The following is a 26,341-nucleotide window of genomic DNA, read 5'->3' on the forward strand; positions in this document are numbered from 1 at the left end:
CTCTCTGGGTCGGTGGGAATTTTCATTCGCCACTTTGGCACTACAGATGCCATTTTAGGTAGGGGCGACCATCCCATTAGCAGGCCGAGCAGACCGACGACAAAGGCGGAGCCGACCAACTGCAGGGTGGTGCCGCCCAGCTCGCCGGAGAGTTTCTCTGCCAGCAGGGTGGCGTGCTGCAATACGGTGGTTGCAGGCATGGTGATCAGCAAGGCCCAGGTGGTTTGGCTGCCTTGCATATGGATGGGCATAAAGACCCGCAGGGAGTCGGAGTCCCAGCTGGTTTGCCGCTTATCAATTTTCAGCATGCCTTGCAGAGCGTTGAACAGCGTCGGTTCGAGCTGTTGCAAACCGGCACCCAACTTGAGTTTAGGCTGGGTGGTACCAGCAATGATGCCATGCTGGCTGACCAGCAGTACTTCTCCTGCGCCATCGAACATGCGCTGATCCATGGTTTTGACCAGATCCTGTAGATGGGCGAGTTCGATATCTAGGCCGACGATCCCCTTGAGCTCATCTTGCTCGAGGATCGGGAAGGTGACCGAGGTCATCAGCTCGGGCGGTGTTCTGGACTCATCCACATAGGGATCCAGCAGACAGCTCTGTTTGTGGCGCTGACTGCACTGGAACCATTCGGTGGAGGGAATGCCATTGGCATCCAGACTGGTATCTTTGAGCTCCTTTTCGGCAATGGTTTCCAGCGTCAACTCACCCTTGGCATTGCGAGTCCAATACAGGGCCGCACGGCCACTGTCGTTGGCTCCCAGGTTGGTGGAGCCGACATAATTGGCATCTTCCGCATCCAAAGCATCGGGTAGATAGACGGCGTAACCGGCCAGAATATGCTCGGCATGTTCGACGGCGGAGCGCATGGTCTGATTGATGGCGCCGCGCAGCACTTCACTGCTGAGCAGATTATCTTCGGCAAAGGCCTTCTGAAACTTGACCGCCTGAACCACCATCTCGCCGCGGATCACCGCATCGTTGAGATAATTCACCACCCGGGACGATTCAGTCTCCGCCTGCTGGGCCAAGATCTGCTCGGCATTGAGCTTCAGCTCTTCGCTGGATTCCGACACCACCATCTGGTTGGTGTGGTAAGCGGCGTAGACAGCGATGCCGGTTAAGGCTGCGGTTGAAACCAGCAGGCAGGCACCTGCCAGCAGAGATATCTTCCATTGTATGGAGATTGCACGCATAAATATTCCCTAAACGCGTCTTCCTGTGGTGTTTGATAATATATGACCCAGCTCGCACTTTGGTAGAGGGAAACGCTGTTTTTTTGTTATAACCTATTGAGAAATACTATGTATTTTCTTGTGCTTGCACCAAGTCGGTTCTTTTGTGCTGTGCTGGGGATGCAAAATTGAACAACAGAATATTCATCCACAACACTAAGTTCCGGATGGATTCCCGAAGTTTCATAGGGGTGGCGCTGTGTTGAGCCAGTTGCGGATAATTGTGCTCTAGATCACAGGGTGATCAACTGAAAAGCATACCAGATTTGCAGTTTCAGCCCCGACACGGGAAAACACCACCGACATTCCGGTTGCCATACTCGACGATGGCCAGAGAGAAATATGGATACTATCAAGTCACCCTTGCAGGTTTGGGTTCATCTCAGCGCCGATCTGACGCGCAATCTTCTGCAGCTTCCCGCCACACCTGAGCAATTTCTTTCACTCCAGCAAAAATTACGCCGCGCCCGTCTGGCGGGTGTGGATGGCATCATAGTGCCCGTCAGTTGGCGGCATATTGCGCCGTTTACCCCCGAGCAAGTGGACGAGGTTACGGCCTGGCATCCTTATCACCAGCTGTTCACTATGATCCGTGGCGAAGGGCTGCAGATAGTGCCGGACTTGGCACTGGTCGCTCGCGGCATGAGTGATGTCCGCTATATGAGTCTGCTTCCCGATTGGTTGTGGGGACGCTTGCAGCAAGAGCTGCCTGCGGACATGCCTCTGGATAGCCTCAAGTATCTGGATCAACATGGCCGTGACAGCATCATGGCGACGTCTCTGTGGGCTTCGGCCGTGACCATGCCCTATTTCCGCCAGTTTATGCGTGGTTTTGCCCATCATTTGTCGGCGTTCGCTCCCGCTATTCGTCATATCCAGTTGGGCGTCGGTCCCGAGGGTGAGTGGCGCTATCCCTTCCTCGGTCACTATGCCGAAGAGGGGCTGTCGGCCTATTTCCCCTGTTACAGCCAGCGCGCGCTGGGGGTCTTGGCTGACGGCATGCTGCACAAATACCAGTCTCTGTCGGCCTGGCAACAGGCATGGCAGGCGCCAGGGCTGGACTTGAGTCAACCAGCCGTGTTGAAAAAGCAGGTGATCGCCATCACCGAGCGCCTGCAGGATCCGAGCGCTGGGACTCCGGAGCGCGACTTCTGCCGTTGGTATCATGACTGTCTGGTGGACTATGGCCGGGAGCTGCTGACGCTCAGTGCCGATGTGTTTAGCGATGAGTGGCAGCACTGTACTCTGGGTCTGCGCTTGCCTGGCCGTTTGCCGCGGTTACTGCACAGCAATACGGCTCTGGCTGAGATGGTGGCAGGGTTTATCTCAGAACCCCACTCAGTGCTGTCGCGGGCCGAGATCTTTCACCAAACCCTGGAGCAATTGCTGCCTGCTGGGTTGCGAGCTCGCTGTCGATTGCTGTTGACCGGTGCCGGAGTCAGCCATGGCGAGAGTGAGCCTGTGCTGATTGGTGATTGGTTACAGGCGGCCAAACAACTCAAGTTGCCGGTGCTGGCGGAGAATGGTCAGCGTCTGAGTCTGGACGATCACCCGCAATGGGACCACCTGGTTGGCTCAGTGCTCAATCATGCCACCTACTGTGGCTGGGTGATCCGGGATCTGGATGTGCTGCTAAGTCCTGGGGTCGGAGAGGCGCGCTTGCGGCAGCTCACCCGCTTGCGGCACGGGCAAGGGCAGGTGGCGCGCTTAGGACACAAGGCATTTCGAGTCATGGGCCCGTTACATCTGAAAGTGGCCAACCAGCGGCAGCTGTTGTCGGAGGCGGAGTGGCGGAAATTCGCCGAGGAGGTTCGTACTCTACGGCGCATGGGGGTCACGGCCATCTCCACCGATCTGTGGTGGGGGCTCATTGAGGGGCGTCAGGCCGGTCAATTTGACTGGAGTTATTACGACCGCGTGGTGGCCTTGCTGGCCCAGCACGATATGCAATGGGTACCGATCTTGTCGTTCCACCAAGCCGGTGGCAACGTGAACGATGATTTTATGCAGACCATACCGCTGTGGTTATGGGGCAAGTTGTTGGAGAGTCACCCCGAGCTGGGTTCGGTGAGGGATCTGCAGTATGTCAGTGAAACCGGTGATGCCTCCATGGAGTACGTCTCCTTGTGGGCCGATGCCTATGTGATGCCCTATTACCGCAGCTTTATCAGCGCCTTCCGGGATCATTATGCGGCGCGCTCCAGTATGATTGCCGAGATCAATATCAGCCTGGGCCCGGCGGGGGAGTTGCGCTATCCCAGTTACAACTCCCACGATTGGGGCAACTATCCCAACCGTGGCACGCTGCAATGCTACAGCCCGCTGGCCGAGCAGGATTGGCGTCGCTATCTCACTTCGCGCTTTGCCTCCATTCAAGCCCTGAATTACGCCTTTGGTACCCGGCATAGCCAGTTTGAAGCCATCAGCATGCCGATTGCCGACCACCTGTTCGAGAATAAGGAGTATGTCTACTCGGCCTGGGCGCGAGAGTTTCTCAGCTGGTATCACGGTGCTTTGGTGGCCCATGGCCGTCGCATCGTCGAGATGTCGGTCGGCTTGTTTGATGATGCGGCATGGCGCTCGATCCCGATCGGGATCAAGGTGCCCGGCATTCACTGGGAGATCAGTGATCCGCAGGCACCTCGTGTCGCCGAAATCACCGCCGGCCTTATCAAACCGCATCCCACTCTGGGCCCTCATAATCAGCGGGAATATGTACAACTGCTGGATCAACTGGTGCCGTCTGAGCATAGATCGCGAATCGTGCTGCACTTCACCTGTCTAGAGATGATCAACAAGGACTACGAAGGCTATTCACGGGCCGCGGATCTGGTCGGTTGGTTTGCCGATGCGGCCCATGAACTGGGCATTGCCCTGATGGGAGAGAATGCGCTGGCCGGTGAGTTGTATGGTGAGCAGGGATGGAAGCAGATTGCATCGGCCCTGCATCGGACGCCGGGATTCGGTGGCATCACCTTCTTGCGGATGCAGAACTTCTTTGATGAGGACAAAACCCCCCGTGAACGCCTGCAGTGGCTGATCAACCAGTTCCAATAGCGGTGACTGCAGCCGCTCACAGACGGTCGCTTCGGCGGCCGTTTTTTATTTGCATTGTTGTGCATTCCGAAGGCGGCATGGCCTACAATTTCGGAGTCATCTGGTAACAAAACTAGCTCGTCAGTGACGATATTCACTATTCTGAAGTCGGTGATGATAGCAAGGTGTGGAGCCATGCGAGGGGCACGTGAACCAAGAGTCCGAGCAACGACAACAATTACGGCAACAATTGAACCTCATTGTGCGCCAGCTGCATGAGCTATCGGTGGGCTCCGACCTGGCTGCGGACCCCGACTGGCGGCTCTTGGCGGCAGAGTTGCAGCAACCCTGGCATCAGCCTGCGGATAACAGCTATCAAATTTTCTTTGAAAAAGCCAAAACGCCACAGCTGCTGATCGAGCCACAAAGCGGAGGCATTGTTCAAGCCAATCCGGCTGCCGCACTGTTTTATGGTTATTCACAGCAGCAGTTGCAGGCAATGAAAATTACGGAGATTAACTGTCTCACTCCGCAACAAATCCATCTGGAGATGAACAAGGCCGTTGCCGAGCAGCGTTGTTATTTTCAATTTCCCCATCGCTTGGCCAATGGTGACATCCGTCAGGTCGAGGTGCACTGCGGTCCTGTGATCATCGATGGCCAACCCTTGCTCTACTCCATTATCTATGACCTGACCGAGCGGCTGACGACCGAGGCCCAACTCAGAGCCAAGCGGCAACGATTGCAGAATATTTTATCCGGTACACAAGCTGGAACCTGGGAGTGGTGTTTAGCGTCGGATGAAATTCTTATTAACGCCTATTGGGCCCAGATGCTGGGTTATGAAAACCATGAACTGGAGCCAGTGACTCGTCAGACTCTGCAACGACTGATGCACCCAGAGGATTGGCTACATGCCGATGCCATCTTGCAGGCGCACATTGCTGGCCGTCTGCCGAATGTAGAATGTGAATTGCGATTGCAGCATCGGCTCGGGCATTGGGTCTGGGTGTTATGCCGTGGACAAATCATGACCCGGGATAGAGACGGCGCCCCGCTGCAAATGGCCGGAACCCATCTCGATATCTCGGCGCGCAAGACCGCCGAGTTGGCCCTGCGTGACAGCGAGCTCCGCTATCGGGCCTTGCATGACAGCCTGCCCGTCGGCTGTGTGATGCTGGATCAGGGATGCTCGATTCTGGCGGTCAATCAGGAAGCCTGCCGGATCTTTGGCTTGTCGCCGGAAGCCTTTATCGGCAGCACCTTGAGTGGCGCGAACTGGCAACGGCTTCAGGAGGATGGGCGGCCATTATCCCTGGATGAACACCCGGTCTGCCGGTGTCTGGCGTCAGGGCATCCGATACGGGATGCCATTATGGGAGTGCAACGAGGGCAAGAGGCGATCATCTGGTTACGGGTCAACTGTCAGCCGCTATTCCATCCGGATGATCTTCGCCCCTATGCCGTCATTTCCACATTGCAGGACATTACTGCCCAGCGGCGTGATGAAGAGGCGCTGCGCTTGGCGGCTAGTGTCTTGACGGCAGCCCGTGAGGCCATTCTGATCACCAATACCGAGGGCTGTATTGTACAAGTCAACCAGGCATTCTGTGATATGACCGGATATACCGCTGACGAGGTGATGGGGCGCAATCCAAAGCTATTGCAATCGGGTTATCAGGATGCGGAGTTTTACCGCAGCTTCTGGCATTCACTCCATAGCCGGGGGCACTGGAGCGGGGAGATGTGGAATCGCCGCAAAAACGGCGAAATTTTTGCCGAACAACTGACCATCAGTGTGGTAACCGACGAGCATGGTACGCCGCGTCATTATGTTTGCCTCGCCTCTGATATTTCCGACAAGAAGCAGTATCAGCATCAACTGGAGCAGCAGGCCTATCACGATTTGCTGACCGGATTACCCAATCGCAAGTTGCTGTTTGACAAGCTGCCGGAGCTGATGGCGCGCTGTTATCCCGAAACCTCCCAACGGCTGGTCGTCGCTTATATCGATCTGGATGGCTTCAAGCAGATCAATGATGCCCATGGGCATAGTATCGGGGATCAACTACTTATCGCGATCACGCGGCGCATGCGCATGACCCTGCGTGAGCAGGATTTGATTGCTCGCATCGGCGGCGATGAATTCATCGGCGTGATCCATGGCAGCGGCAATCGTCAGGATCTGGTTCGTTTGATCAAGCGACTGCTGCGGGTGATTGCCCGCCCTGTGGTCATTGCCGATCTGCGCCTTCGGGTTAGTGCCAGCATTGGGCTGGCTACTTATCCGCAAACCGGACCGGTGAGCTGCGAGCGCCTGATCCAACAGGCCGATGAGGCCATGTACCGGGTGAAACAACAGGGTAAGAATGGCTATCTGCTGGTGGATGACGAAACGAGATGATCAAGCTGCGGCGAGTCATTGCTTATCACCGCACTCGTTATCATATCTCCGGTTCGTCCTGGCGTATGCGCCAACGCAAAACCTCCCACTGCTGCCGCTGTGCCTCTTGCAATAATGGCGCGCCTGGATTGACGACTCGCGGCTGGCGAACGTGTCGCAGCATGGGCAGATCATTGATCGAGTCGCTATAACCGTACTGAGCTTGTTCCTGCCGATCCTGTGCTGCCAGCCAACTCTTCAACCGCGTCACCTTGCCTTCGCGAAAGCTCAAGATCCCCGAGGTCTGGCCGGTATAGCAGCCATCTTGTTGTTCCAGCTCGATGGCGAGCACATGGTCATCGGGTATCCCCAAGGCGGCGGCTATGGGTCGGACGATATGCGCTCCACTGGCTGAGATCAGCACCAACTCATCGCCTTGCTCCCGGTGCCAGGCCAACTGGGCCATGCCTTCACGAAACAGGCGCGGGGCGGCTATGGTACTGGCAAAGTGCTGACAATACGCATCGACCCTGCTGACGGCCATGCCTGCCAGAGGCTGCAAGGTGAAGGCCATATAATCGGCCATCTCCAGCTCACCGGCATAGTAGCGCGCCATCATCTGCTCTTCTTCGGCCAGCATGGCCGCCGGGGCTATGTCATGGGCCACCATGTAGTGAAACCAGAGGGTGGCACTGTCGCCATCGAGCAGGGTGTCATCCAGATCAAATAACGCCAGCGCCATCAGGCAACCTCACAGAGTTCGGGTTCCGCCACACTCAGTCCAATCTCGTGACCGGCGGGCAACAGGGTGGCCGCATCGCGATTGAGGGCATCCACCTTGAGAATGATTCCGCGGCAGTCAATCCGGTAACGGATCACATTGCCCAGCAATTGATGATCAAGCACCCGGCCTGTGAGCTGGCTGTCGGTAATGGGGAGTAGGGTAATGGATTCAGGGCGTATCGCCAATTGACCTGCGATCGTTCGTCCGAGTAGTGTCTGGGCCTCTGCAGCCGTGAGTAGGTTGTACTGGCCGATGAACTGGGCGGCAAAGCGGCTGGCCGGACGGGTATAGAGGCTTTCGGCCGATCCCGCTTGCACGATTTTACCCTCATGCATCAGCACGATGCGATCCGACAGCGTCAGGGCTTCCTCCTGATCGTGGGTCACAAACACAGTCGTCAGCCCCAGACGTTGCTGGATGGCGCGGATCTGCTCCCGCAGATGGCGGCGGATGCGGGCATCCAACGCCGATAGGGGTTCGTCCAGCAGTAGCAGGCGAGGGCGAACTACCAGCGCTCGCGCCAGTGCGACTCGTTGCTTCTGGCCGCCCGAGAGCTCATCGGGCATGGCCAGCTCTTTGCCGGTCAATTCGACGAGTTCTATCATCTCCTGTACCGCCAGGTGCTGCTTGCTCAGCGACAGTCCCTGCATCCGCAGGCCAAAGGCGATGTTCTGCTGCACCGTCATATTCGGGAACAGGGCATAGCTTTGGAACACCATGCCGATGCCGCGTTTTTGTGGCGGTAAATGGGTGATCTCCTCTCCAGCCATGAACAGTGCGCCCTGATCCGGACGGCTCAGTCCGGCCATACAGCGCAGCAGCGTCGATTTACCGCAACCACTAGGGCCGAGCAGGGTGATGAACTCGCCGGATGCAATGTTCAGGTCCAGGTCTCGGAATACTGGGCGACCGGCATATTGTTTACTCAAATTCTGGATCTCGAAAAACGACATCGATGGCTCCTAGGTCTTTTGGGCATGGCAACCACAGCGACGAGCTGGGCTGATCTCAGCGATTAAAACGGGTCGCGATCCAGGTCAGGATCAGGGTGATCAGGAAATAGCTCATGACCACGGCGCTGGTGTAGTGACCGCTGGTCGAGCGCATGTTGTATAGATAGATCTGCAAGGTCTCGAAGCGGGTTCCGACCAGCAGATTGGCAAATACGAATTCGCCCATCAAAAACGAAAAGGATAAAAACAGCGAGGCGAACAGGCTCTTGCGCAGGGCGGGTAACACGACACACAGAAAGGCCCTCGGCGCCGAGGCACCCAGCAATTGCGCCGCTTCCATCAGGCTATGCAGATCCAGACTCTGCAAGCGATTGGCCAGGGCACGATATAAAAAGGGCAAAATAATCGTGAAATAGCACCCCAGCAGCACCCAGGGAGTGCCGATGATCGGCAAGGTGCCGTCGGCATACAGGCTGAGTAATCCCACGCTACTGACCACAGGTGGCATGGCAAAGGGCAACAGGATCAGCAGATTCATCCAGCGATCCAGTTTCGGATAGTAGTAAAAAACCACAAATGCGGCAGGAACTACGATGACAATGGCTAGCACCAAGGTCCCAGCGCAAACCAGCAACGAGCGGGCAAAAGCGGCCAAGAATCTCGGCTCACTCCACAGTTGCAGATACCAACCCAGACTGAAGCCATCGGGCAAAATGGTGGCACCCCAGCGGCTGGAGAGCGAATAGACCAGGGTGGCTGCTATGGGCAGTAGCAACAACGCCATCAAGCTCGCTACCACCAACTGATGGTAATGGATGGTTCGCCAGCGGCGGCTGCGCAGGGGGGCACTAGTAGGGTGAACTGAGGTATCAGCGGCCATGACGGACTCTCCGTAGTAAGAGTTGATTGGCCCAGGCAATCAGGGCGAGCAAGCCCATCAGCAAGACCGAGAGTGCGGCCGCCAGCTCCGGCTCCAGGAACAAATCCCCTGCCACCATGCTGGCAATACGTATGGTCAGCAGATTGTAATTGCCGGAGGTGAGGGCATAGGCGCTGGCATAGGCCCCCATACTGTTGGCAAACAGCAGGATAAAGGTTCCCAGCAGTGCCGGGGCCAGCACGGGCAGTGCCACATGCCAGACATAGCGCAGCGGCGAGGCGCCTAACAGCGAGGCGGCGTCACGCCAGTCATCATTGAGGTTATCGAACGCCGGATAGAGCAGCAGCAAGGCCAGCGGGATCTGGAAATAGGTGTAAACCAGCAGCAGGCCATTCATCGAGTAGAGATTAAAGCTCTCGATGCCCAAGCCTTGGCGCAGCATCAGAGTGATGGCGCCATTGGTCCCGAGAATGACGATAAAGGCGAAGGCCAGCGGCACGCCCGCCATATTGCTGGTCATATTGGTGACGGCCAGAACCCAGTTGCGCAGCCGACCACCGACCCGACGCAAAGAGGCGGCACCCAGCGTCGCCAGCAAGAGACCCGCTACCGATGAGCCAAATGACAGGTAGAGGCTGTTACCGAATGCCTGGCGATAAAAAGCCGAGGTCAGCAGTTCATGGAAGCGGCTTAGCGACCAGCCCTGCTCGGTGGCGAGTGAGCTGTGCAGGATCCAGGCTAGGGGCGCAAAGGTAAAAATGCCCAGGATCAGCAACAGTGGCAACAGCCAGAGCATGGGAATGGCTCGCCGCAGTTGGCGTAGCAGGCGCCTACGGGCCGTATGGCGGTATGCCGGCATGGTAGCCTCCGGGAGCTGCAATAGAGCCTGATCAGTCATCACGGCCTCCTTGTTGGAAAACGAGCGGCTCAGGGGCCTGGCTATCGCTCTCGGTTGTCCGCGGTGCCGCCAATAGGGCATCGCAGCTTGGTAACGAGTGGGATAGTCCTAGCAGGGAGGCCAGGGTGCCACAGAGTTCGACTTGCTTCGGTTGAGCCTCGGCACTGTGGCTAAAGCTGTTTCCGAGCACAAACAGCGGGACCTGGCGCTCACAGGGCAAGGCGCCGCCATGGGTCTTGTCGTTGTTCATACCATGATCACTGGTGATCAGAATTTGGTAGCCAGCAGCCAGCCAGTCGGGCAGATATTCCGCCAGCCACAGATCAAACTGTCGGGCGCTGTTGCGATACTGGGGCGAGTCGAGACCGTACTTGTGCCCCGCATCATCGACGTTCATCGGGTGAACTAGCAGCAAATCCGGCTCAAAGCGGCGCAGTAGATCATCCGCATCCAGCAACAGGTGATCATCCGGATAATGGTCCTGGTGGTAAAATCGGCCATGCTGGATCGGCAATGCAGCGTCATCGGTTATCCGATCCCGGCGGGCCTGATAGGGGCTGCGGTTATACAATTCGCTGAACCAGTGATAGGCCGCTGCCGCGGTGACGAGACCCGCATCCCGGGCCAGATGAAAGAGGCTGAGCTGGTTGGAGAGACGGTTGACGCCATTGTGGCGGATGCCACTGTGCACGGGTTTCTGCCCTGTGAGCAGGGTTTCGTACAGCGGGCGTGACAGGGATGGCAACTCGCACTCGAGTTGATAGCGGCTGGCTTGTCCGGCCTCACACAACGCCAACAGGTAGCCCATGTTGTCACGGGCTACCTGCCAGGCCAGGCCATCGATGATGAGGTAAATGACCTTATTCGACATGAGATTACTGCTGATTGATCATGACTTTTTCCTGCCACAGGCGGGGCAGGGTCTTGGCGGCATTGGTCCAGGCTTCGAAATCCTTGACCGGTTTGGCGGATGCATACTGAGCTGCCGGGATCAGCTTGGCTTCCACCTCGGCGGGCAACTTCACGCTCGGACGGATCGGACGGGCATAACCCTTGGCCAGATTGATTTGACCGGCATCACTCAGGATATATTCACGCGCCAATTTAGCGGCATTGGGATGCTTGGCGTACTTGTTGATCAGCGTGCTATAGCCGGAAATCACTGAACCATCGCTCGGAATGACGACACTAAAGCGTTTGGCGTCGATTTGATCCCGGTAGTTCAGGGCGTTGAAATCCCACAGTACCGCCACTTCCACTTCGCCCTTCTCGATATAGGCCAGTGTCGGATCGGTCAGCGAGAGACGGCCCTGTTTGGCCAGATCGGCAAACAACTCCAGCGCCGGCTCCAGATTGGTTTCATCACCACCACCGGCAATAGCCGCGGCCAGAACGCCGTTGTTGGCCTGGGAGGCGACACCGACGTTGCCCAGCGTCACCTTGTATTTGCCGCTGCGCAGATCAGCCCAGCTCTTGGGTGGGTTGGCAACCAGATCTTTATTGATCATAAAGGAGATGGTGCCGGTATAAGCCAGCATCCAGTGACCATCCGGATCCTTGGCCCAGGCGGGAATTTCATCCCAATGACTGGGTTTGTAGGCCTGGGTGACGCCTTTTTGCACTGCTATGGGGCCAAATGCGTGCCCAACATCACCAATATCGGCCGTCGCATTTTCTTTCTCGGCGGCAAATTTGGCGATCTCTTCCGCCGAACTCATATCGGTATCCACATGCTTGAGGCCATACAGACGGCCTAAGTCAGCCCAGGTATCCTTCCAGTTCGCCCAGCTATCGGGCATGCCGACGCTGTTGACTTCCCCTTCGGCCTTGGCCGCGGTCAGTAACGCCGTGGTATCGGCCGCAAATGCGGGGGCGGTGAGGAGCAATGAAGTAGCAATCAGACAGGGTGTAAGTTGTTTCATCGTTTCCGTTCCTTTGGATGTGGTTGGCGGAGGTAATTGGCGAATTGGACTAGGTCAGTGCAAATAAGGCATTGCAACTGGCATGCCTGATTATCGATGGCACTGGATGACACTCAGGTGACGATTAAATGAACATTTATCGAGGTATGACAGACGGCTGATGTGGATTGGTGTTGGTTATGCTATTGCTATGCCCCAGAGATAGACTTCCATGAGACTTATATGCATAGCTGGACTAGCCCAGAAAATACACCCCGGGCCACCACGCAAATTGCCCAGATCCGGCAGGCGCTGCTGGAGCAGATCACCGCAGGTTTATTGCAGCCGGGGACGAGATTGCCGTCGGAACGAGAGCTGAGCGAGCGTTTTGCCACCACCCGCATCACCCTCAAAGAGGCACTGGCGGCATTGGAAGCCGAGGGGAAAATTTACCGGGAGGAGCGGCGTGGCTGGTTTGTGGCCTCGGCGCGCTTTATTTATGATCCCCGCTACAAGAGCCACTTTCAGGCCATGGTTGAGGTGCAGAACCGCCAGGTCACCACCCAGGTCCAAAGCGCGGGTCTGATCGTGGCGCCAGTCGGACTCTGCCAGCAGCTGTTATTACCGCCCTTGAGCACCCTGTTGCAAATCAACCGCTTGCGGCAACTGGATGGTCGCAGCGTGCTCTATGTCGAACATTTTTTGCTGCCTGCCCGGTTTCCCGGGCTGTTGGCCTGCGATCTGGAGCAATCCCTGACCCGACTGTATGCCGAACGCTATGGCATTCGTTATGGCCGCTCCTGTTTCGAGATAGTGCCGGGTGCGGCGCGAGGAGCCGTGGCGCGTGGATTGAATCTGGCGGATGACGCGCCTGTGCTGCTGATCACCCGCATCAACTATGACGAGCAGGGGCAACTTATCGATTGTGATCGGGAATATTGGCGCCATGATGCGGTCGCCATCCGGATTGAAAGTGCCATGCCATAAATCAAGCCGGGGCTCCCTCGCATACCTCATGGCACAGTCCAGATCCCGTGACACACTTGGTCACACTTCTTCTGCCCATTGGCAGGGTGTTGTCACATCGGTGAACCACACTTGAAGCGTGGGATCCGCGTAAGCAATACAGATGAGGTGATCTATGAACACGCGCAGCATTATGGCTGGACTAGTCTTGGCGGTGATCGCAGGGCTGGCTCTGGCTCAGGGCCCGGCCATCAATTTTGGTGTGCTGGATCAGGATAAGGATGGCTATCTGACGTCACAGGAGTTTGGTAGCTATTGTGGCGACTACGGCCGCGGCATGATGGGACAAATGGGCCCCAGAGGCCAACAAGGGTCGGGGATGGGGATGATGCAGGGTCCCTATCTCAAGGGAACCGACCGGGGATGGGGCATGCAGATGATGGATACGGATCGGGATGGCAAGGTCAGCGAGGCTGAGTTCAATGCGCATCGCCTGAGTCAGCATCAAGGCCGCTTCAATCAACTGGACGTCAATCAGGATGGGGTTCTGGATGCCAAGGAGTTATCGGTCATGCCGCGACACCAGCTCAATGGCTCCACCGAGGAGTGGATCAAGTTGTACGACAAGAACGGCAACGGCACCCTGAATTCGGAAGAGTTCGTCACGGTCAAACCGGGTCAGTAGTGGCCATCTGCTCACTGCTATTGGCCGTTGATAACTCGAGGCCCCGCAATGCGGGGCCTCGTTCTATATCGGATTGCAAACCGTTCTGGTCAGCCGCCTACAGATCGCCCTCCGGTCGCTCGGTGGCGATGGCGGGGGCCGGCATCGGATCTGTGGTGACGGGCCGCTCCTGTGCCTGTAGGTAGAGATAATAGAGCACCGGGATCACCACCAGAGTCAGCAAGGTGGAGGCAAAGAGCCCGAACAGCAGGCTGATGGCCAGACCACTGAAGATGGGATCATCCAGAATAAACAGCGCGCCTATCATGGCCGCCAACGCGGTAAGAATGATGGGTTTGGCGCGCACTTGACCGGCATTCATCACCGCCGTTGCCAGCTCGATGCCAGCGGCGCGCTGCTGGTTGATAAAATCCACCAGCAAAATCGAGTTGCGCACTATGATCCCGGCCAGCGCTATCATGCCGATCATGGAGGTGGCGGTGAAGGGCGCTCCCAGCAGCGCGTGGCCCGGCATGACACCAACCAGGGTCAACGGGATTGGCACCATGATGATGAGGGGCACCAGATAGGAGCGGAACTGCGCGACCACCAGAAAATAGATCAGCAGCAAGCCGACCGAATAGGCCAGACCCATATCCCGGAAGGTCTCGTAGGTGATCTTCCATTCCCCATCCCACTTGATGCCGACGCCTGAGAGTCCATCCGGTGCATCAATCAGGGTCTGCGGCCACTCTGGATGTTGCTCTGTCAGCTTACTGGCAATCTCGGCCATGCCATACAGAGGGCTATCCAGCTGGCCCGCCATATCGGCGGTGACCATCACCATCGGCTGCTGGTTTTTATGCATGATGGGGTGGGGGCTCGCGCCGATCGCGATGGTGACCAACTCGCCCAGCGGCACGGCGTGACCTGCGGCAGAGGGGAGAGTTAAACCCAACACACCTTGCAGGTTTACCTTGTCTGCATCGGCCACCTTCAAATGCACGGGTTTGGCGTACTTCTGTCCCAGCCCTTCGATACCGGCATTGTGCAGTTGGGTCACATCCTGGCCTGAAATCGCGGCCACCAGGGTATTGCGGATACTGGCTTCGGAGATACCCAGCCCCATGGCCCGATCCCGATTGATGTGCAGCTGCCACTGCTCCTGCCGTGCCGGGATGTCCACATCGATATCGACGATATCGGCGGAGTTTTGGAAAGCCTGTTCCACCTGGGCCGCAGCCTGCTCGCGCAAGCTTTGGGTGGGACCATAGACTTCGGCCAGGATGGGCGACCAGACCGGAGGTCCCGGCGGTATCTCCACCACCTTGATCCGCGCGCCTGCCGCCAGTGCCAGGGGCGTCAGCCGCTCCCGTGCTTCGCGCGCTATGGCGTGGCTGGTACGGGAACGATCCTGTTTGCCTAGCAGATTGACCTGCAGATCCCCCAATTCGGGGCTGGCGCGCAGAAAGTAGTGACGGACCAGACCATTGAAATTGGTCGGCGCCGAAGTACCGGCGTAGATCTGCACCGAGGTCACCTCGGGCTGTTGTTCCAGCTCATGAGCCAATTGCTGCAAGAGCGCCTGGGTGTTTTCCAGCGGTGTGCCTTCGGGCAGATCCACCATCACCTGAAACTCCGACTTGTTATCGAAGGGCAGCATCTTCAACACCACCCACTCGGCCACCGGCATCACCATGGCAATGAGCAGGAGCAGTGCCACCACCAACCCTAGTTTGCGGCGTGTTTTTTGGGCGCCTGGACCTTGCAAAAACAGTCCCAGCCAGTTGCCTAACCCCTGAGCGGCCTTTTGCTCCCAGTTTTGCGGGGGGGATGCGTCAGTCGGGGATTTCGGGTGATGTTGACGCAAGAGATGAAAGGCCAGCCAAGGGGTGACGATAAAGGCGACGGCCAACGAAATCAGCATGCCGGAGCTGGCATTGATGGGGATCGGGCTCATATAGGGACCCATCATGCCGCTGACAAAAGCCATGGGCAGCAGGGCGGCGATGACGGTCAGGGTGGCCAGTATGGTGGGTCCGCCGACCTCATCCACCGCCAGGGGAATGGCTTGCCGCCAGTCGCCACCTCTGGACTGGTGACGATGGATGTTTTCCACCACTACGATGGCATCGTCCACCAGAATACCGATGGAGAAAATCAGCGCAAACAGCGAGATCCGGTTGAGGGTAAATCCCCAGGCCCAGGAGGCGAACAGGGTCAGGGCCAGCGTCAGCACTATGGCGGCACCGACCACTAGCGCCTCGCGCCAGCCCATGGTCAGCCAGACCAGTAGCACCACGGCGGTGGTGGCAAAGATGAGCTTGGCAATCAGGGTGTTGGCTTTCTCGCTGGCGGTCTGCCCATAGTCACGGCTTATGGTGAGCTCGACGCCATCGGGGATCAGCACATTTTTGACCTGCTGCAGACGACCTTGCAGCGCCTGATTCAGGGTGACCGCATTGACACCGGGTTGTTTGGCGATGGTCAGGGTCACGGCTGGATAGATTTGGCCCTGCTGGCTCATCCAGACATTGGCGACCGGAGTATCGGCCCCGTCCTCGACCGTAGCGACATCGGCCAGATAGACAGGTTTGCCGTCATAGCTGGCGATCACCAGATCGCGGACCTCTTGAGCTGAGCGCAAGAAGTCACCCACTTGCAGCGAGACCTGTCGGTTGTCCTGGGTCAGGCTCAAGGGGGCTTGTTGCTGGTTAGCGGTTTGTAAGGTCTGGGTCAGAGTCGGCCAGTCGATACCAAAGCTGTTGAGCTTGACCGGATCGACCGTGACCAAGACCTGGCTGTCATGACGGCCCAGGGTCTGGATCTGCCGGGTCCCACTCACGCGCTTGAGTTCTGTTTCCAGACCGTGAGCTACTTGGGTCAACTGCTCGGCCGTGGTGCTGGCTTGTTTGCTCCACAGGGTCAAGGCCATCACGGGCACATCGTCGATGGCTCTTGGCTTGATCAGCGGCTCACCGACCCCGAGATTCGCGGGCAGCCAGTCGCGGTTGGACATCAACTGGTTGTAGAGATCGACCAAGGCTTGCTGGCGCGGTTTGCCGACCTTGAAGGCGACAATAAGCATGGCGCCGCCGGGTTTGGAGAAGGAGTAGAGGGTATCGATATCGGTGAGTTCCGAGATCACTTGCTCGGCCGGTGTGGTCACCAGTTGTTCCACCTCCTGGGGCGTTGCGCCCGGGAAGGGGATAAAGATATCGGCAAAGGTCACTTCGATTTGCGGCTCCTCCTCTTTGGGCGTCACCAGTATGGCGGCCAAGCCCAGCAACAGGCCTATCATCGCGAACATGGGGGTTAACGGCGATTGCAGGAACTGCTGGGCCAGACGGCCGGCAATGCCCAGCGATGGGGTGTTAGCTCCGTTGGACGGATCAGGGTGCATAGTGGCCTCCCTGTTGATTCAGGATGCGATAGGCATCGCTGGCGATCTGCTCGCCATCCCGCAAGCCCGCCAGCACCTCGACCTGCCCATCGAGATGTCGGCCCAGCCGGACTTGGCGCAAGACGAAACCATTGCCCTGTTTGAGGTAGACCGCCGAGAGTTCGCTTTGCCGCAGCAGAGCCGTCTCGGGGATCTGGATCATGGGCCGTGGCGGTAGGGGCAATGCCAGCTTGGCCCAACCGCCGGCATGCCACAGAGGTTTGTCTTGCGGTGGTAAGAGGGCGCGCAGGGTAAAGGTATGACTCTTGGGATCGCTGAATTGAAACAGCTGATGCTGGCTCAATAGCAGACTCTGGCCATCGGGGAGTGTCGCCCGCAGCTGGGTCCGGGGTTGCAGCTGATTGACAAAACGTGCCGGGAGTTCGGCCACCAGACGCATCTTCTCGAACGCATAACCGGTCAGCAGCAGCTGGCCGGGGGAGACGGTTTCACCCAGCGCGACATGACGGCCAGAGACAATCCCGGCGTAGGGGGCCAGGATGCGGGTATAGCCGAGATTCTCTTTGGCCTGCACCAGGGCCGCCTTGGCCTGATCGACGGCACTGATGGCGGCATCACTCTGGGTCTTGGCGCTGTCATACTCCCGCCGGGAGATGGTGCCCTTGGCGACCAGGGCGCTCATGCGCGCCAACTGACGCTCAGCGTCCCGCTGTTGGGATTCGGCGGCCTGCAGCGCTGCCTTGGCCTGATCCAACCCGGCACTCTGGGAGGTGTTGGTGATCTCGATCAGCAACTGACCTGCGGGCACCACATCATTGACGTCGACGGTGATCTGACTGACGCGGCCTGCGGTCTGCGCCGCCACAGAGCCCTGATCGACGGGCTCGATCCGCGCCTCCATCTCGAACCAGTCCGTGTGCTGGCTCTGCCGGATGGTCAGAACCTCGGCGGCAACGGGAGTCGTATCGGCCAGCGGCTCGGCGTAAGCAATGGGCTGCAACAGAAGTGCGAATAGCAGTGATCGGCCGAGGGGCGGAAGTCGACAAGCGGGGTAACGGGCATGCGGCATGGTAGGGCTCCCATATATTAGTTATGGCTAATATAGACAATTGAGGCTCTGGCGCAAGGCTCACGACGCCTAGGTGCCAACTCCCTGAGTATATCGGTGCCGATGGGCGCTCTGATCGTGTCGCGGTCACATACTCCGGCAACGATAACCGGTCAGCAGCAAGCTCAACAGCAAGGCGCAGGCGCTGATCCAGCGACCGGCCAGCTCTTCGGGTAACGGCGCCAGCGTGATGGCCAGTGCATAGTCGCCCGCTGGCACCTCAATCTGAAGCAGTCCATCAGGGGATGGCTGTAGGGGTAAGGGCTGGGATCGTCCCGCACTATGTGCGACCCAGCCCGGATAGTAATACTGGTGCAGCGTGAGGGTGCCAGCCGCTGGTGTCGAGATGCTCATGCGGATCTGGCGTGGAGCCCACTCTATCATCTGCCAGCGCAATGCCGACTGATCACTCTGGACTTGCGGCGTTGATGCGCCAAGACGATTGACGCTCTCTTTGCTGAACTGGTCGATGGGAACCCAGCGTGGACGGTACTCCAGTGGGCTGCGTGAAACTTGTAGTGCTTTTTGGACATCACTGGCGGTGAGCCGATCGAAGAACAAGGGCTCGATGCCGACCGCCAGTTGGGTGAGCAGCAAGGTGGCCAGTAGCAGCGCCCAGCTCCGTATCACATAGCTACGGCCATGAACCACCAGGGTGCGCAATGTGGTTGCCGCAAAGGCAAACAGCGTGATGGCGGCGACTGTCAGCACCGCATTGAAACGCCACGGAAATTGCACCTTTTGCAACATCGGCAGCAGATCCCAGATCGGTTTGCTCCAGGGCAGTGTCATGCCCAGTGACAAGACGGCAACCACGAGCCAGTAGCGACTCTCGTGGCGAACCTCTGGTGCCAGATAGCGGCGACTCCACCACCAGGCCAGGACGCCAAGCAGGCTGGTACCGACTGTGATGACCATCAGGTAGCGGCGAAAGGTCCAACCCCGCTCCAGGGTCGGCCAGCTCGAGAGGAAGCTGTTGCTGTAGTGCAGGAAGCCGACATACATGCTGGGCATCGACACATATTCCTGTGTCGTCATGGCCGGTAGCCAGTAGATGGCGGCCAGACCTATCCCTAGCACTATCCCGAGCCCGTTGCGCGCCCAGGCGATGAGACGAGGCGTGCTGCCGCAAGCCACCAAGCTGTAGCCGACCAGGATCGGTAAAAAGATCAGTAAGGTGGGGAGGTGCGTGGTGATCAGTAAGGCCAGGCTGATCCCGAGACCGACCACCCCATGGGGCTCCCCCCGGCTAATCCGCTTGCTGCAGTACAGGATCAATGGCATCCAGGCGAAAGACCAGAATTCGGCAAACGAGAAGCGGACATACAGATCGATCAGCAAGTGATAGGGCAGCACCATGTAGAGCATGGCTATCCCCAGCGCATAGCGGGCGGCGGTCAATTCCCGGAGCCAGTAGTAGGCGCTCATGCCGGAGAGGATCAGCGCCAGACTGATGCTTAGCGCCAGGGGGGGGCAGCCCAGCAGGTTGTACTCGGGTATCCAGGAAAAGAGCGCCGTCAGGTAATAGGGCAATGGAGGATAGAAGAAGAAGGTTGGGCTGCCAAAGCCGCCGTTCATGTGGGTGAGCCAGCGGGGGTACAGTTCACCTTGTAGCAACTGCTCGCTGAAGTGATAGCTGAAGATCAGGTGATGATAAATATCGTGGCCACCCAAACAGGTGGTAAGCAGTTGCGGCGAGGTCAGAAACAGCCCTAGCAGCGTGATAGAGAGCCAAGGCGATATACGCCGGAAGTTCAGGCGGCCAGACCACACATTCATTCGCGCGCTCCCTGTGCTGAGTGTTATCCCTGTGCTGAGTGTTATCCCTGTGTTTGAGGGGTATCCCTGCGGTACTGACGTTATGATGTTAACTGCTTTGCATGACCCGCTGGACCCTAGAATAGTAGTCAAGATCGACGGATGTTTGAATCTCGAAGACTTTCGGCCAGTACGGGTCAGAGGCTACCAACACAGAGCAAGAGGCGGAATTCGGGATCTAGCCTCAGGTAGCTTTGGATATCTGACCTAGGCTTGTCAGAAGACTCCCGCCACGTTTGGCGTCGACTGCTGCGAATACTTATTATGGAGACTGGCTATGTCCCTGCCGTTTGCTGATCTAACTTATACGCCCTTTGCCGAAGCTTGGTATCGTGATTCTCATGGCAGGCTGCGCTTGATTCGGCCGTTGCGACCTCGGGACGAGGCGGTGTTTGCGCAGTTTTTAACAGGTCTATCCCATGACACACGGCGCTTTTTCGCGCCTCATGGCTTGGAGTGGCAGCATGGTCAACAGCTAGTGGCCGAGCTGGATCCGAGCCAGACGCTGCGCTTGCTGTTGCTGGATAAGAGTGGGGATGAGGAAATAGTGCTGGGCTATCTCATCCTGCAGATGGGCTTGGCGCCCCATGAACAGGAGCGCTTCAACCGCTACGGTATTGAGTACGATCCGGCGCTCTGTGTGTCGTTGGCGCCTGTGATCGCCGAAGGCTGGCAATCCCTGGGGCTGGGCGCTCCGCTGCTCAAGCAGGGGCTGCATCTGTGCAGTGAACTGGGACGCCAGGCGGTGGTGCTGATGGGCGGGGTACAGGATGCCAACCGCCGTGCCGTGCACTTCTATCTGCGCCACGGCTTTCATCGCCTCGACAGCTTCGAGTGGCCGCAAGGCGTGCTCAACGACGATATGATCCGCTGGCTCTGATTCACTCGTGGCTGGTGGCAGGAGGCGTGTCCGGCTCTATGATCTCCACGCTGGCGGTTTGCCCGGCCACCAGATGCACACCGGCAGGCAGAGGCGCCAGCTCGATGCGCACCGGAATGCGTTGGGCCAGCCGAACCCATTGGAACGTCGGGTTGACGTTGGCCAGTAACCCAGTACTGCCGGATAACTCCCGATCCTGGATGCCGCGGGCAATGCTGGCGACCGTGCCCCTCAGCGGCGTTGATACCCCCATCAGCTCGATACGCACCTGGGCGCCGGGCTGGATCCGCGAAAGGCGCGTTTCCTCGAAGTAACCCGCCACATAGAAGCCATCGGCATGTACCAGCGCCATTACAGCGGTACCGGCATGCAGATAGGCGCCGACATGCAGATCCAGATTGGTGACATAACCCTCGCAGGGGGCGCGCACCTCGGTGCGATCCAGATCCAGTTTGGCTTGGGCCAGCAGCACCTGGGCCTGCTGATAGTTGGCGCTGGCCACATCGGCATCGGCGATAGCCTGCTCCTTGGCCGCCTGGGAGAGGGCGCTTTGCAGCCGGTCGGCCCGGGAGGCATCGCGCTGCTTTTGTGCCATCAGCAGGCGGCTACTCTGCAGATTGGCCTTGGCCACCTCGACGGCGAGCACATAACGCGCCGGATCGATGCGAAACAGCAGTTCGCCGCGCTGCACATGCTGATTATCCCGCACCCGCACCTCGCTGATCAGGCCCGAGACGTCTCCGGCTAGTTGGGTCACCTCGCTGCGTACCCGGGCATCCCGGGTCCAGGGCGCTTCCATGTAGTAGTGCCAGAGGTGCATCCCCAAAAACAGGGCAAGCGCCACCATGGCCAGAGTGGCCACCACACGGGGTAAAAAGTGAAGGATTTTCATAGGTGTCTCTTATTATCCAATGACAAACAGCAGCTGACGCAGCAGCACGGTCAGCACCACAAACAGGGCGCAATTAAATAGATGGGCATGCCAGAGCCAACGGTAGGCGCCCCATGATCCCAACAGGCGGCTGCACAGCAGGGTCAGCGGTATCGCGAGGGCCCCACACAGCAGCAAGGGTGGGAAGAAGAGTCCGCCCAGATCAATTTCATGCATGGCTCGCGACCTCCGGTAACAGTGTCGGTTGAGAAGATGGGGCAAAAAAGTCGGGATAGGTCTCAAAGGCCTGCAGCACGGCGGCAAAGCGCAGCTCTATCTCGCGGCTGGCCGCACCGGCCGGATGGGTCAGATACCAGAGCGTCCGCCGCAAGGTGACCTGCAGTGGGGCAAAGGCTGTGGCGCGCGCCTCCGGTTTCAAGGTGAAAAACTCGGCAATCTGTTCGCGGGCCTGTTGCAATGCGGTGCGGCCATGGGGCAACAAACTGGCCTGCAGCGGGCCAAGATGCAGTAGGGCCAGTCCCAGTCGCAAGCTGGCACCACAGGCTTGGGTTACCCTCTCGCTCTGGCTGCCTGCGCGCAGGATCAAGCCGTGCATCAGCTCCTGATGACGGCTCTCGAACTCGCTGCGACTGCCTGCACTGCCTCGGGCGGCGGCTATGAGTTGCCGCTCCAAGGCCTGCACCAGGCGTTGACTGGCGGCCTCACGGCCGATGCGGCGCAATATTCCCATCATCAACAGGGGTAGCCCCATGCCGATCTGCTGGGCAACGCCCATGTTGATCAGGGCAATCGGCGTGGTGCTGGCGTTGTTGCTGATGGTCAGCAAGACGGTGGTGCCCAGCACCAGCGGGATGGCGATGGGAGCCGAGGCGGGTTTGGCCATCAGATAACCGCCCAGCAGATAGGCGGGGGCCAGCGCCAGTACCAGGCTGGTAAAATCGCTCAGCAGTGGAAAAATGCCGTACAGGTAGAGCATGGCAATGGGCAGAGCCAACAGATTAAAGATAAAAAAGCCCTTGGCCGGAACCAGCGGGTTATCGGCGCTGGCAAACAGCGAGCAGACCACGCCGGTGATCATCACCGCCACGTAGCCATCGCTCCAACCGGTGAAGTACCAAAAGCTGGCAGCGACCAGTACCGAAGCGGCGGCTACGGCACCAATCAGCAGGGCCTGGGCCGGATCCTGATGGTAGGCAAAGCGCAGGGTCCGGCTCTTATAGGTGGGAACATGGTCCAGATAGCGCATCAATTCAGCAATCTGCTGACAACTGCGGCCCAGCAGCGGTATCAGCTCGTTGAGGCTGTCCTGGTTGAAGTGAGGATCATCTCGTTGCGTTGTGCTGTCAGCCTCTCCAGCCAGCGAATCACAGTGCAGCGGGGTGCCACTGGCCAGTTGCGTCAATTGGCGTTGCAACGACTCAGGCAAGGGGGATGCGAGCTGACAAAGCCGCTCTTCGCTGGAAACCAGCAAGGAGAAGTGCTGCTGCAACTGACATTGCAGCTCCAGCAGCAGCGCTTCGTGGCCGCGCAGACGGTGGGAGTCTCGCAACGCCTGCTGGCGCAGATCGTCGCATTGGCGCAGGCACTGCAACAGACTCTGCCGCAGCTCGATATGGTGCTCTGTGGGCTGGTCAGCAATCGCCTGCTGCCAGCTGGCGATGAGTTGTTGGGCGCGGGCAAGAGTCGATAGATAGAGGCCGTGGCTCTTGCGCGGGAACACCAGCAGGTCGATGGCCATATAGCAGATGATGCCCAGCCCAATCTCCTCCACCCGCGCCAACACCACGTTGACAATGCTCAGGGGACTATCCACATAGGGCAAGGAGATAAACAACGCCGTATAGCCGCTGAGCATAAAGGCGTAGCTGTAGGCACTGCGCTCCAGCAAGGAGAGCGCCAGACAGCAGGCCAGCCAGAGCGCCAGAGCCAGCATATGCAGCACAGGTGCGGTATGCAGCGCCAGCAGCAGGATCATGCAGGCGATGGCACCGAACAGGGTGCCGAGCAGCCGCGAGACGCCCTTGGCCAGCGCCATGCCCGAGAACGGCTGGGCGATGATATAGACGCACATCATGGCCCAGGTCGGGTTATCGAGCCCCAAGACCATGGAGAGATAGAGCGCCAGCATGGCGGCGGTAAAGGTCTTGAGCGAGAACAGGAGTTCGAACATAGGGCTTTTTAGCAAAACGTGGGCTCCATGACGACAGACAAAGTCCGCATAGTGGTAGCAAGGATCTGGATCGCGGATCGGGCATCGAACGACGGGTTTTGTAGCAAGTAAGGACTCCGGGCTGACCGCATCGGGCCGGATAAGCGCTATCGCATTGCGTTTTATGATACTCGCTTCAATAATGCCCCATCTATGGCTCATTTGTTCATTCAGTATTAAGCGGTGGTTAATAATGGCCCATATCAAACGACTGTTGGTGTTTGCCCATGTGGTGGAGTCCGGCTCCATGACGGCGGCCGCGCGCCAACTGGAGATGAGCCCCTCGGCGGTGAGTCAGCAGATCCGCCAGCTGGAGAGTGAAACCGGTGTGGTGCTGCTGCACCGCTCGACTCGTAAGCTGACGCTGACCGCGGCCGGGGAAGGGGTGTACGAGAGCTGTCGGGATATGCTGGCGGCCGCCCGTCAGGCCGAGCAACGGCTATTGGCCCAGCGTGAGGCGCCTCTGGGCGAGCTGCGCATCGCCAGCACCATCCTCTTTGCCCGCGCCCATCTGACCCGGGCTCTGGCGCCCATGCTGCAGGAGTTTCCCCAACTGGGGCTGCGGCTGATTGCCACCAACGAACCGGTGGATCTCATCAGCGATCGCATTGACTTGGCGTTTCGCCTGGGGCCGGCCGAGGATTCGAGTCTGGTGGCGCGCAATCTGGCCGCGCTGCGTTATGTACTGTGCGCCAGCCCGGCTTATCTGGAGCGCATGGGGCATCCGGTGGTGCCGGAAGATCTCCATCAGCACCAGATGCTGATCCTCACCAGTCGCGCCAATCCGACCTCATTTCCCTTTACCCATGAGGGCGGTGAGCAGCAGGTACTGGAGCTTAACGGTCGCATCCAGTGCAACGAATCTCAGACTCTGGGTCAGCTCAACGAGGCGGGATTTGGCATCCTGCATCGCTTCGAGTTCGATGTGCAGGAGGCTCTTACCTCCGGCAAGCTGGTGCGGGTACTGCCGGACTGGCACCTGCCCGAGGTCAATCTCTACGCCGTCACCTCCAGCCGGGAGGCGCAACCGGCCAAGGTGCGACACGCCATCGAAGCGGTCCGCCGCTACCTGGCCCAATACCAAGGCAGCGCCGTGCGGGTATTTGGCTAATACCGTTCGAGTGATTGGATCCGGTAGGAAATAGGCAAGTCGCGAGTAATAGACAAAAGCAGCGGAGGTGTCATAGCGGGATATTTCCGTGCTGCTTACTGCTTACTGCTTACTGGTTTCCGCGTTGTCAGCTGGCCGAACGCCGACCCGCTGTAAATACGTCCCTGTAAGCTCGGCGGCGGCATCCCTGCCGCCCACGGTCAGCTTATCGCCCAACTGCCAGCGCCTTGTTCAAACATAACTCGATACGTTTATTCACTCTTGGTCACTTTTATTTGAGGCTATTTGATTTAACGCATAATTCTGGATGGTTTTTTTGAATACTCTGCGAGATGTGGTTTCGGTAAAACACTACTCTGATCCTGAATAGTAGTGATAATTCTACCATCTGAGTGTATCGATATACTTTTCATTAAATGTAAGGGGCGTGAAATGTCAAAGTATGATCAGGTCGATTTGGCATATGATTTTCTTATGGAAAAAGAGATATCTGGAGAGGTATTTACAATTCAGAATCTTGCTGATGCTACTGGTTGGAAAGTCGATACATGCAGAACTTATCCCTCTAAACGGTGGCATCAATATATTGAAAATGATGAAGGTCAATACTCCACATCAGGGATTAGATTTCTTAGTAAAGATGAATTTAGGCTTGTTCACAGTCAAAAGCTGCAAGATGTAGCAGATATGTCAACTAAAGGTATATTACTTGGTAAAGCTAAAGAGTTTGCGCTATTGGCGGTGGCTACATACAATAATCCTTTTACAACGTTCAAAACATATGGGTTTATTGTTAACATCGTTATCGCTTGGACTTCATTGTTTCATGCAATTTTTGAAAAAAAGATGTTGGCCTATAATTACGTAGATGAGGAGGGCCTACCAGTTCTAAAGGACGGAGAGAAAAAGGCTTGGGAATTATCCACTTGTATTGATAACTATTGGAAAGGTGTGTCATGCCCCGAAAAGTCAAATTTGGATTTTTTAATCGGTTTAAGAAATAAAATTGAGCATCGTAATTTACCAGCTTTAGACTTAGCTATTAGCGGTGAGTGCCAGGCTAGCCTTAGTAACTTTGAGTCAATACTCGTCGAGGAATTTGGTGATGAGCATGCATTAATGTCGCATTTGGCTACCTGATTACCATCGAGACTCAGCCAGCTTCAACAGGCGTTGTGGCATTGGAGCCGTTCGACAGCCGATCCTGACCAGTTTCA

General features: G+C 57.7%; 20 protein-coding genes. 7 read left to right on the forward strand and 13 right to left on the reverse strand.

Annotated features, from left to right (window positions below):
* Positions 1-1,199 (reverse strand): cache domain-containing protein (locus tag ACYVG7_RS15205; protein WP_460883943.1); only part of this gene is annotated, 1,199 nt, incomplete at its 3' end.
* A gap of 381 nt (positions 1,200-1,580) precedes the next feature.
* Between ACYVG7_RS15205 and ACYVG7_RS15210 the strand changes: the two genes are divergently transcribed.
* Entirely contained in the window at positions 1,581-4,295 is a 2,715-nt protein-coding gene (locus ACYVG7_RS15210) for a family 14 glycosylhydrolase (protein WP_460883944.1), read from the forward strand.
* A 187-nt stretch (positions 4,296-4,482) separates the two neighbouring features.
* On the forward strand, positions 4,483-6,678 hold the full coding sequence (locus ACYVG7_RS15215; RefSeq protein WP_460883945.1) for a PAS domain S-box protein: 2,196 nt from the start codon (positions 4,483-4,485) through the stop codon (positions 6,676-6,678).
* Between the two features lie 40 nt (positions 6,679-6,718).
* On the opposite strand, the gene ACYVG7_RS15220 is transcribed toward ACYVG7_RS15215, so the two are convergent.
* The 6 genes from ACYVG7_RS15220 to ACYVG7_RS15245 form a co-directional block, all read right to left on the reverse strand.
* A complete protein-coding gene (locus ACYVG7_RS15220) occupies positions 6,719-7,399 on the reverse strand; it encodes an HAD family hydrolase (protein ID WP_460883946.1) in 681 nt (226 codons plus the stop codon).
* The gene (locus ACYVG7_RS15225) at positions 7,399-8,394 is read right to left on the reverse strand and encodes an ABC transporter ATP-binding protein (protein WP_460883947.1); all 996 of its coding nucleotides are present in this window, start codon (positions 8,392-8,394) and stop codon (positions 7,399-7,401) included. The genes ACYVG7_RS15220 and ACYVG7_RS15225 overlap by 1 nt, the downstream gene beginning before the upstream one ends.
* Positions 8,395-8,449: 55 nt before the next feature.
* Positions 8,450-9,178, reverse strand: a complete 729-nt coding sequence (locus ACYVG7_RS15230) for an ABC transporter permease (RefSeq protein ID WP_460883961.1) — start codon at positions 9,176-9,178, stop codon at positions 8,450-8,452.
* 85 nt (positions 9,179-9,263) lie between these two features.
* Positions 9,264-10,133, reverse strand: a complete 870-nt coding sequence (locus ACYVG7_RS15235; RefSeq protein WP_460883962.1) for an ABC transporter permease — start codon at positions 10,131-10,133, stop codon at positions 9,264-9,266.
* Between the two features lie 31 nt (positions 10,134-10,164).
* A complete protein-coding gene (locus ACYVG7_RS15240) occupies positions 10,165-11,043 on the reverse strand; it encodes an alkaline phosphatase family protein (protein ID WP_460883948.1) in 879 nt (292 codons plus the stop codon).
* Between the two features lie 4 nt (positions 11,044-11,047).
* Positions 11,048-12,094 (reverse strand): ABC transporter substrate-binding protein, encoded by a 1,047-nt coding sequence (locus ACYVG7_RS15245; protein WP_460883949.1) that lies wholly within the window; start codon positions 12,092-12,094, stop codon positions 11,048-11,050.
* Positions 12,095-12,316: 222 nt separating this feature from the next.
* On the opposite strand from ACYVG7_RS15245, the gene ACYVG7_RS15250 reads away from it, so the two are divergent.
* Complete coding sequence (locus tag ACYVG7_RS15250) at positions 12,317-13,060, forward strand: UTRA domain-containing protein (RefSeq protein WP_460883950.1); 744 nt, start codon at positions 12,317-12,319, stop codon at positions 13,058-13,060.
* 154 nt (positions 13,061-13,214) lie between these two features.
* Positions 13,215-13,724 (forward strand): EF-hand domain-containing protein, encoded by a 510-nt coding sequence (locus ACYVG7_RS15255; protein ID WP_460883951.1) that lies wholly within the window; start codon positions 13,215-13,217, stop codon positions 13,722-13,724.
* A gap of 97 nt (positions 13,725-13,821) precedes the next feature.
* Here ACYVG7_RS15255 and ACYVG7_RS15260 read toward each other — a convergent pair whose 3' ends face one another.
* The 3 genes from ACYVG7_RS15260 to ACYVG7_RS15270 all read right to left on the reverse strand — a co-directional run bounded on the left by ACYVG7_RS15260 (position 13,822) and on the right by ACYVG7_RS15270 (position 19,993).
* On the reverse strand, positions 13,822-17,106 hold the full coding sequence (locus ACYVG7_RS15260) for an efflux RND transporter permease subunit (protein WP_460883952.1): 3,285 nt from the start codon (positions 17,104-17,106) through the stop codon (positions 13,822-13,824).
* A complete protein-coding gene (locus ACYVG7_RS15265) occupies positions 17,096-18,175 on the reverse strand; it encodes an efflux RND transporter periplasmic adaptor subunit (RefSeq protein ID WP_460883953.1) in 1,080 nt (359 codons plus the stop codon). Before ACYVG7_RS15265 ends, ACYVG7_RS15260 begins: the two co-directional genes overlap by 11 nt.
* A 126-nt stretch (positions 18,176-18,301) precedes the next feature.
* A complete protein-coding gene (locus tag ACYVG7_RS15270) occupies positions 18,302-19,993 on the reverse strand; it encodes a 6-pyruvoyl-tetrahydropterin synthase-related protein (protein WP_460883954.1) in 1,692 nt (563 codons plus the stop codon).
* Positions 19,994-20,309: 316 nt separating this feature from the next.
* On the opposite strand from ACYVG7_RS15270, the gene ACYVG7_RS15275 reads away from it, so the two are divergent.
* Entirely contained in the window at positions 20,310-20,912 is a 603-nt protein-coding gene (locus tag ACYVG7_RS15275) for a GNAT family N-acetyltransferase (RefSeq protein WP_460883955.1), read from the forward strand.
* A 1-nt stretch (position 20,913) separates the two neighbouring features.
* On the opposite strand, the gene ACYVG7_RS15280 is transcribed toward ACYVG7_RS15275, so the two are convergent.
* The 3 genes from ACYVG7_RS15280 to ACYVG7_RS15290 are packed head-to-tail and all read right to left on the reverse strand — an operon-like array spanning position 20,914 to position 23,989.
* Complete coding sequence (locus ACYVG7_RS15280; RefSeq protein ID WP_460883956.1) at positions 20,914-21,804, reverse strand: efflux RND transporter periplasmic adaptor subunit; 891 nt, start codon at positions 21,802-21,804, stop codon at positions 20,914-20,916.
* A 12-nt stretch (positions 21,805-21,816) separates the two neighbouring features.
* The gene (locus ACYVG7_RS15285; RefSeq protein WP_460883957.1) at positions 21,817-22,020 is read right to left on the reverse strand and encodes a DUF1656 domain-containing protein; all 204 of its coding nucleotides are present in this window, start codon (positions 22,018-22,020) and stop codon (positions 21,817-21,819) included.
* The gene (locus tag ACYVG7_RS15290; RefSeq protein ID WP_460883958.1) at positions 22,013-23,989 is read right to left on the reverse strand and encodes an FUSC family protein; all 1,977 of its coding nucleotides are present in this window, start codon (positions 23,987-23,989) and stop codon (positions 22,013-22,015) included. The genes ACYVG7_RS15285 and ACYVG7_RS15290 overlap by 8 nt, the downstream gene beginning before the upstream one ends.
* 217 nt (positions 23,990-24,206) lie before the next feature.
* On the opposite strand from ACYVG7_RS15290, the gene ACYVG7_RS15295 reads away from it, so the two are divergent.
* Both ACYVG7_RS15295 and ACYVG7_RS15300 read left to right on the forward strand, forming a co-directional pair.
* Positions 24,207-25,124: a LysR family transcriptional regulator gene (locus ACYVG7_RS15295; protein WP_460883959.1), complete on the forward strand. Its 918-nt coding sequence runs from the start codon at positions 24,207-24,209 to the stop codon at positions 25,122-25,124.
* A gap of 432 nt (positions 25,125-25,556) precedes the next feature.
* Entirely contained in the window at positions 25,557-26,264 is a 708-nt protein-coding gene (locus ACYVG7_RS15300) for a DUF3644 domain-containing protein (RefSeq protein ID WP_460883960.1), read from the forward strand.
* The last annotated feature ends 77 nt before the right edge of the window (positions 26,265-26,341 follow it).

This window comes from Pseudaeromonas pectinilytica (genome assembly GCF_054780855.1).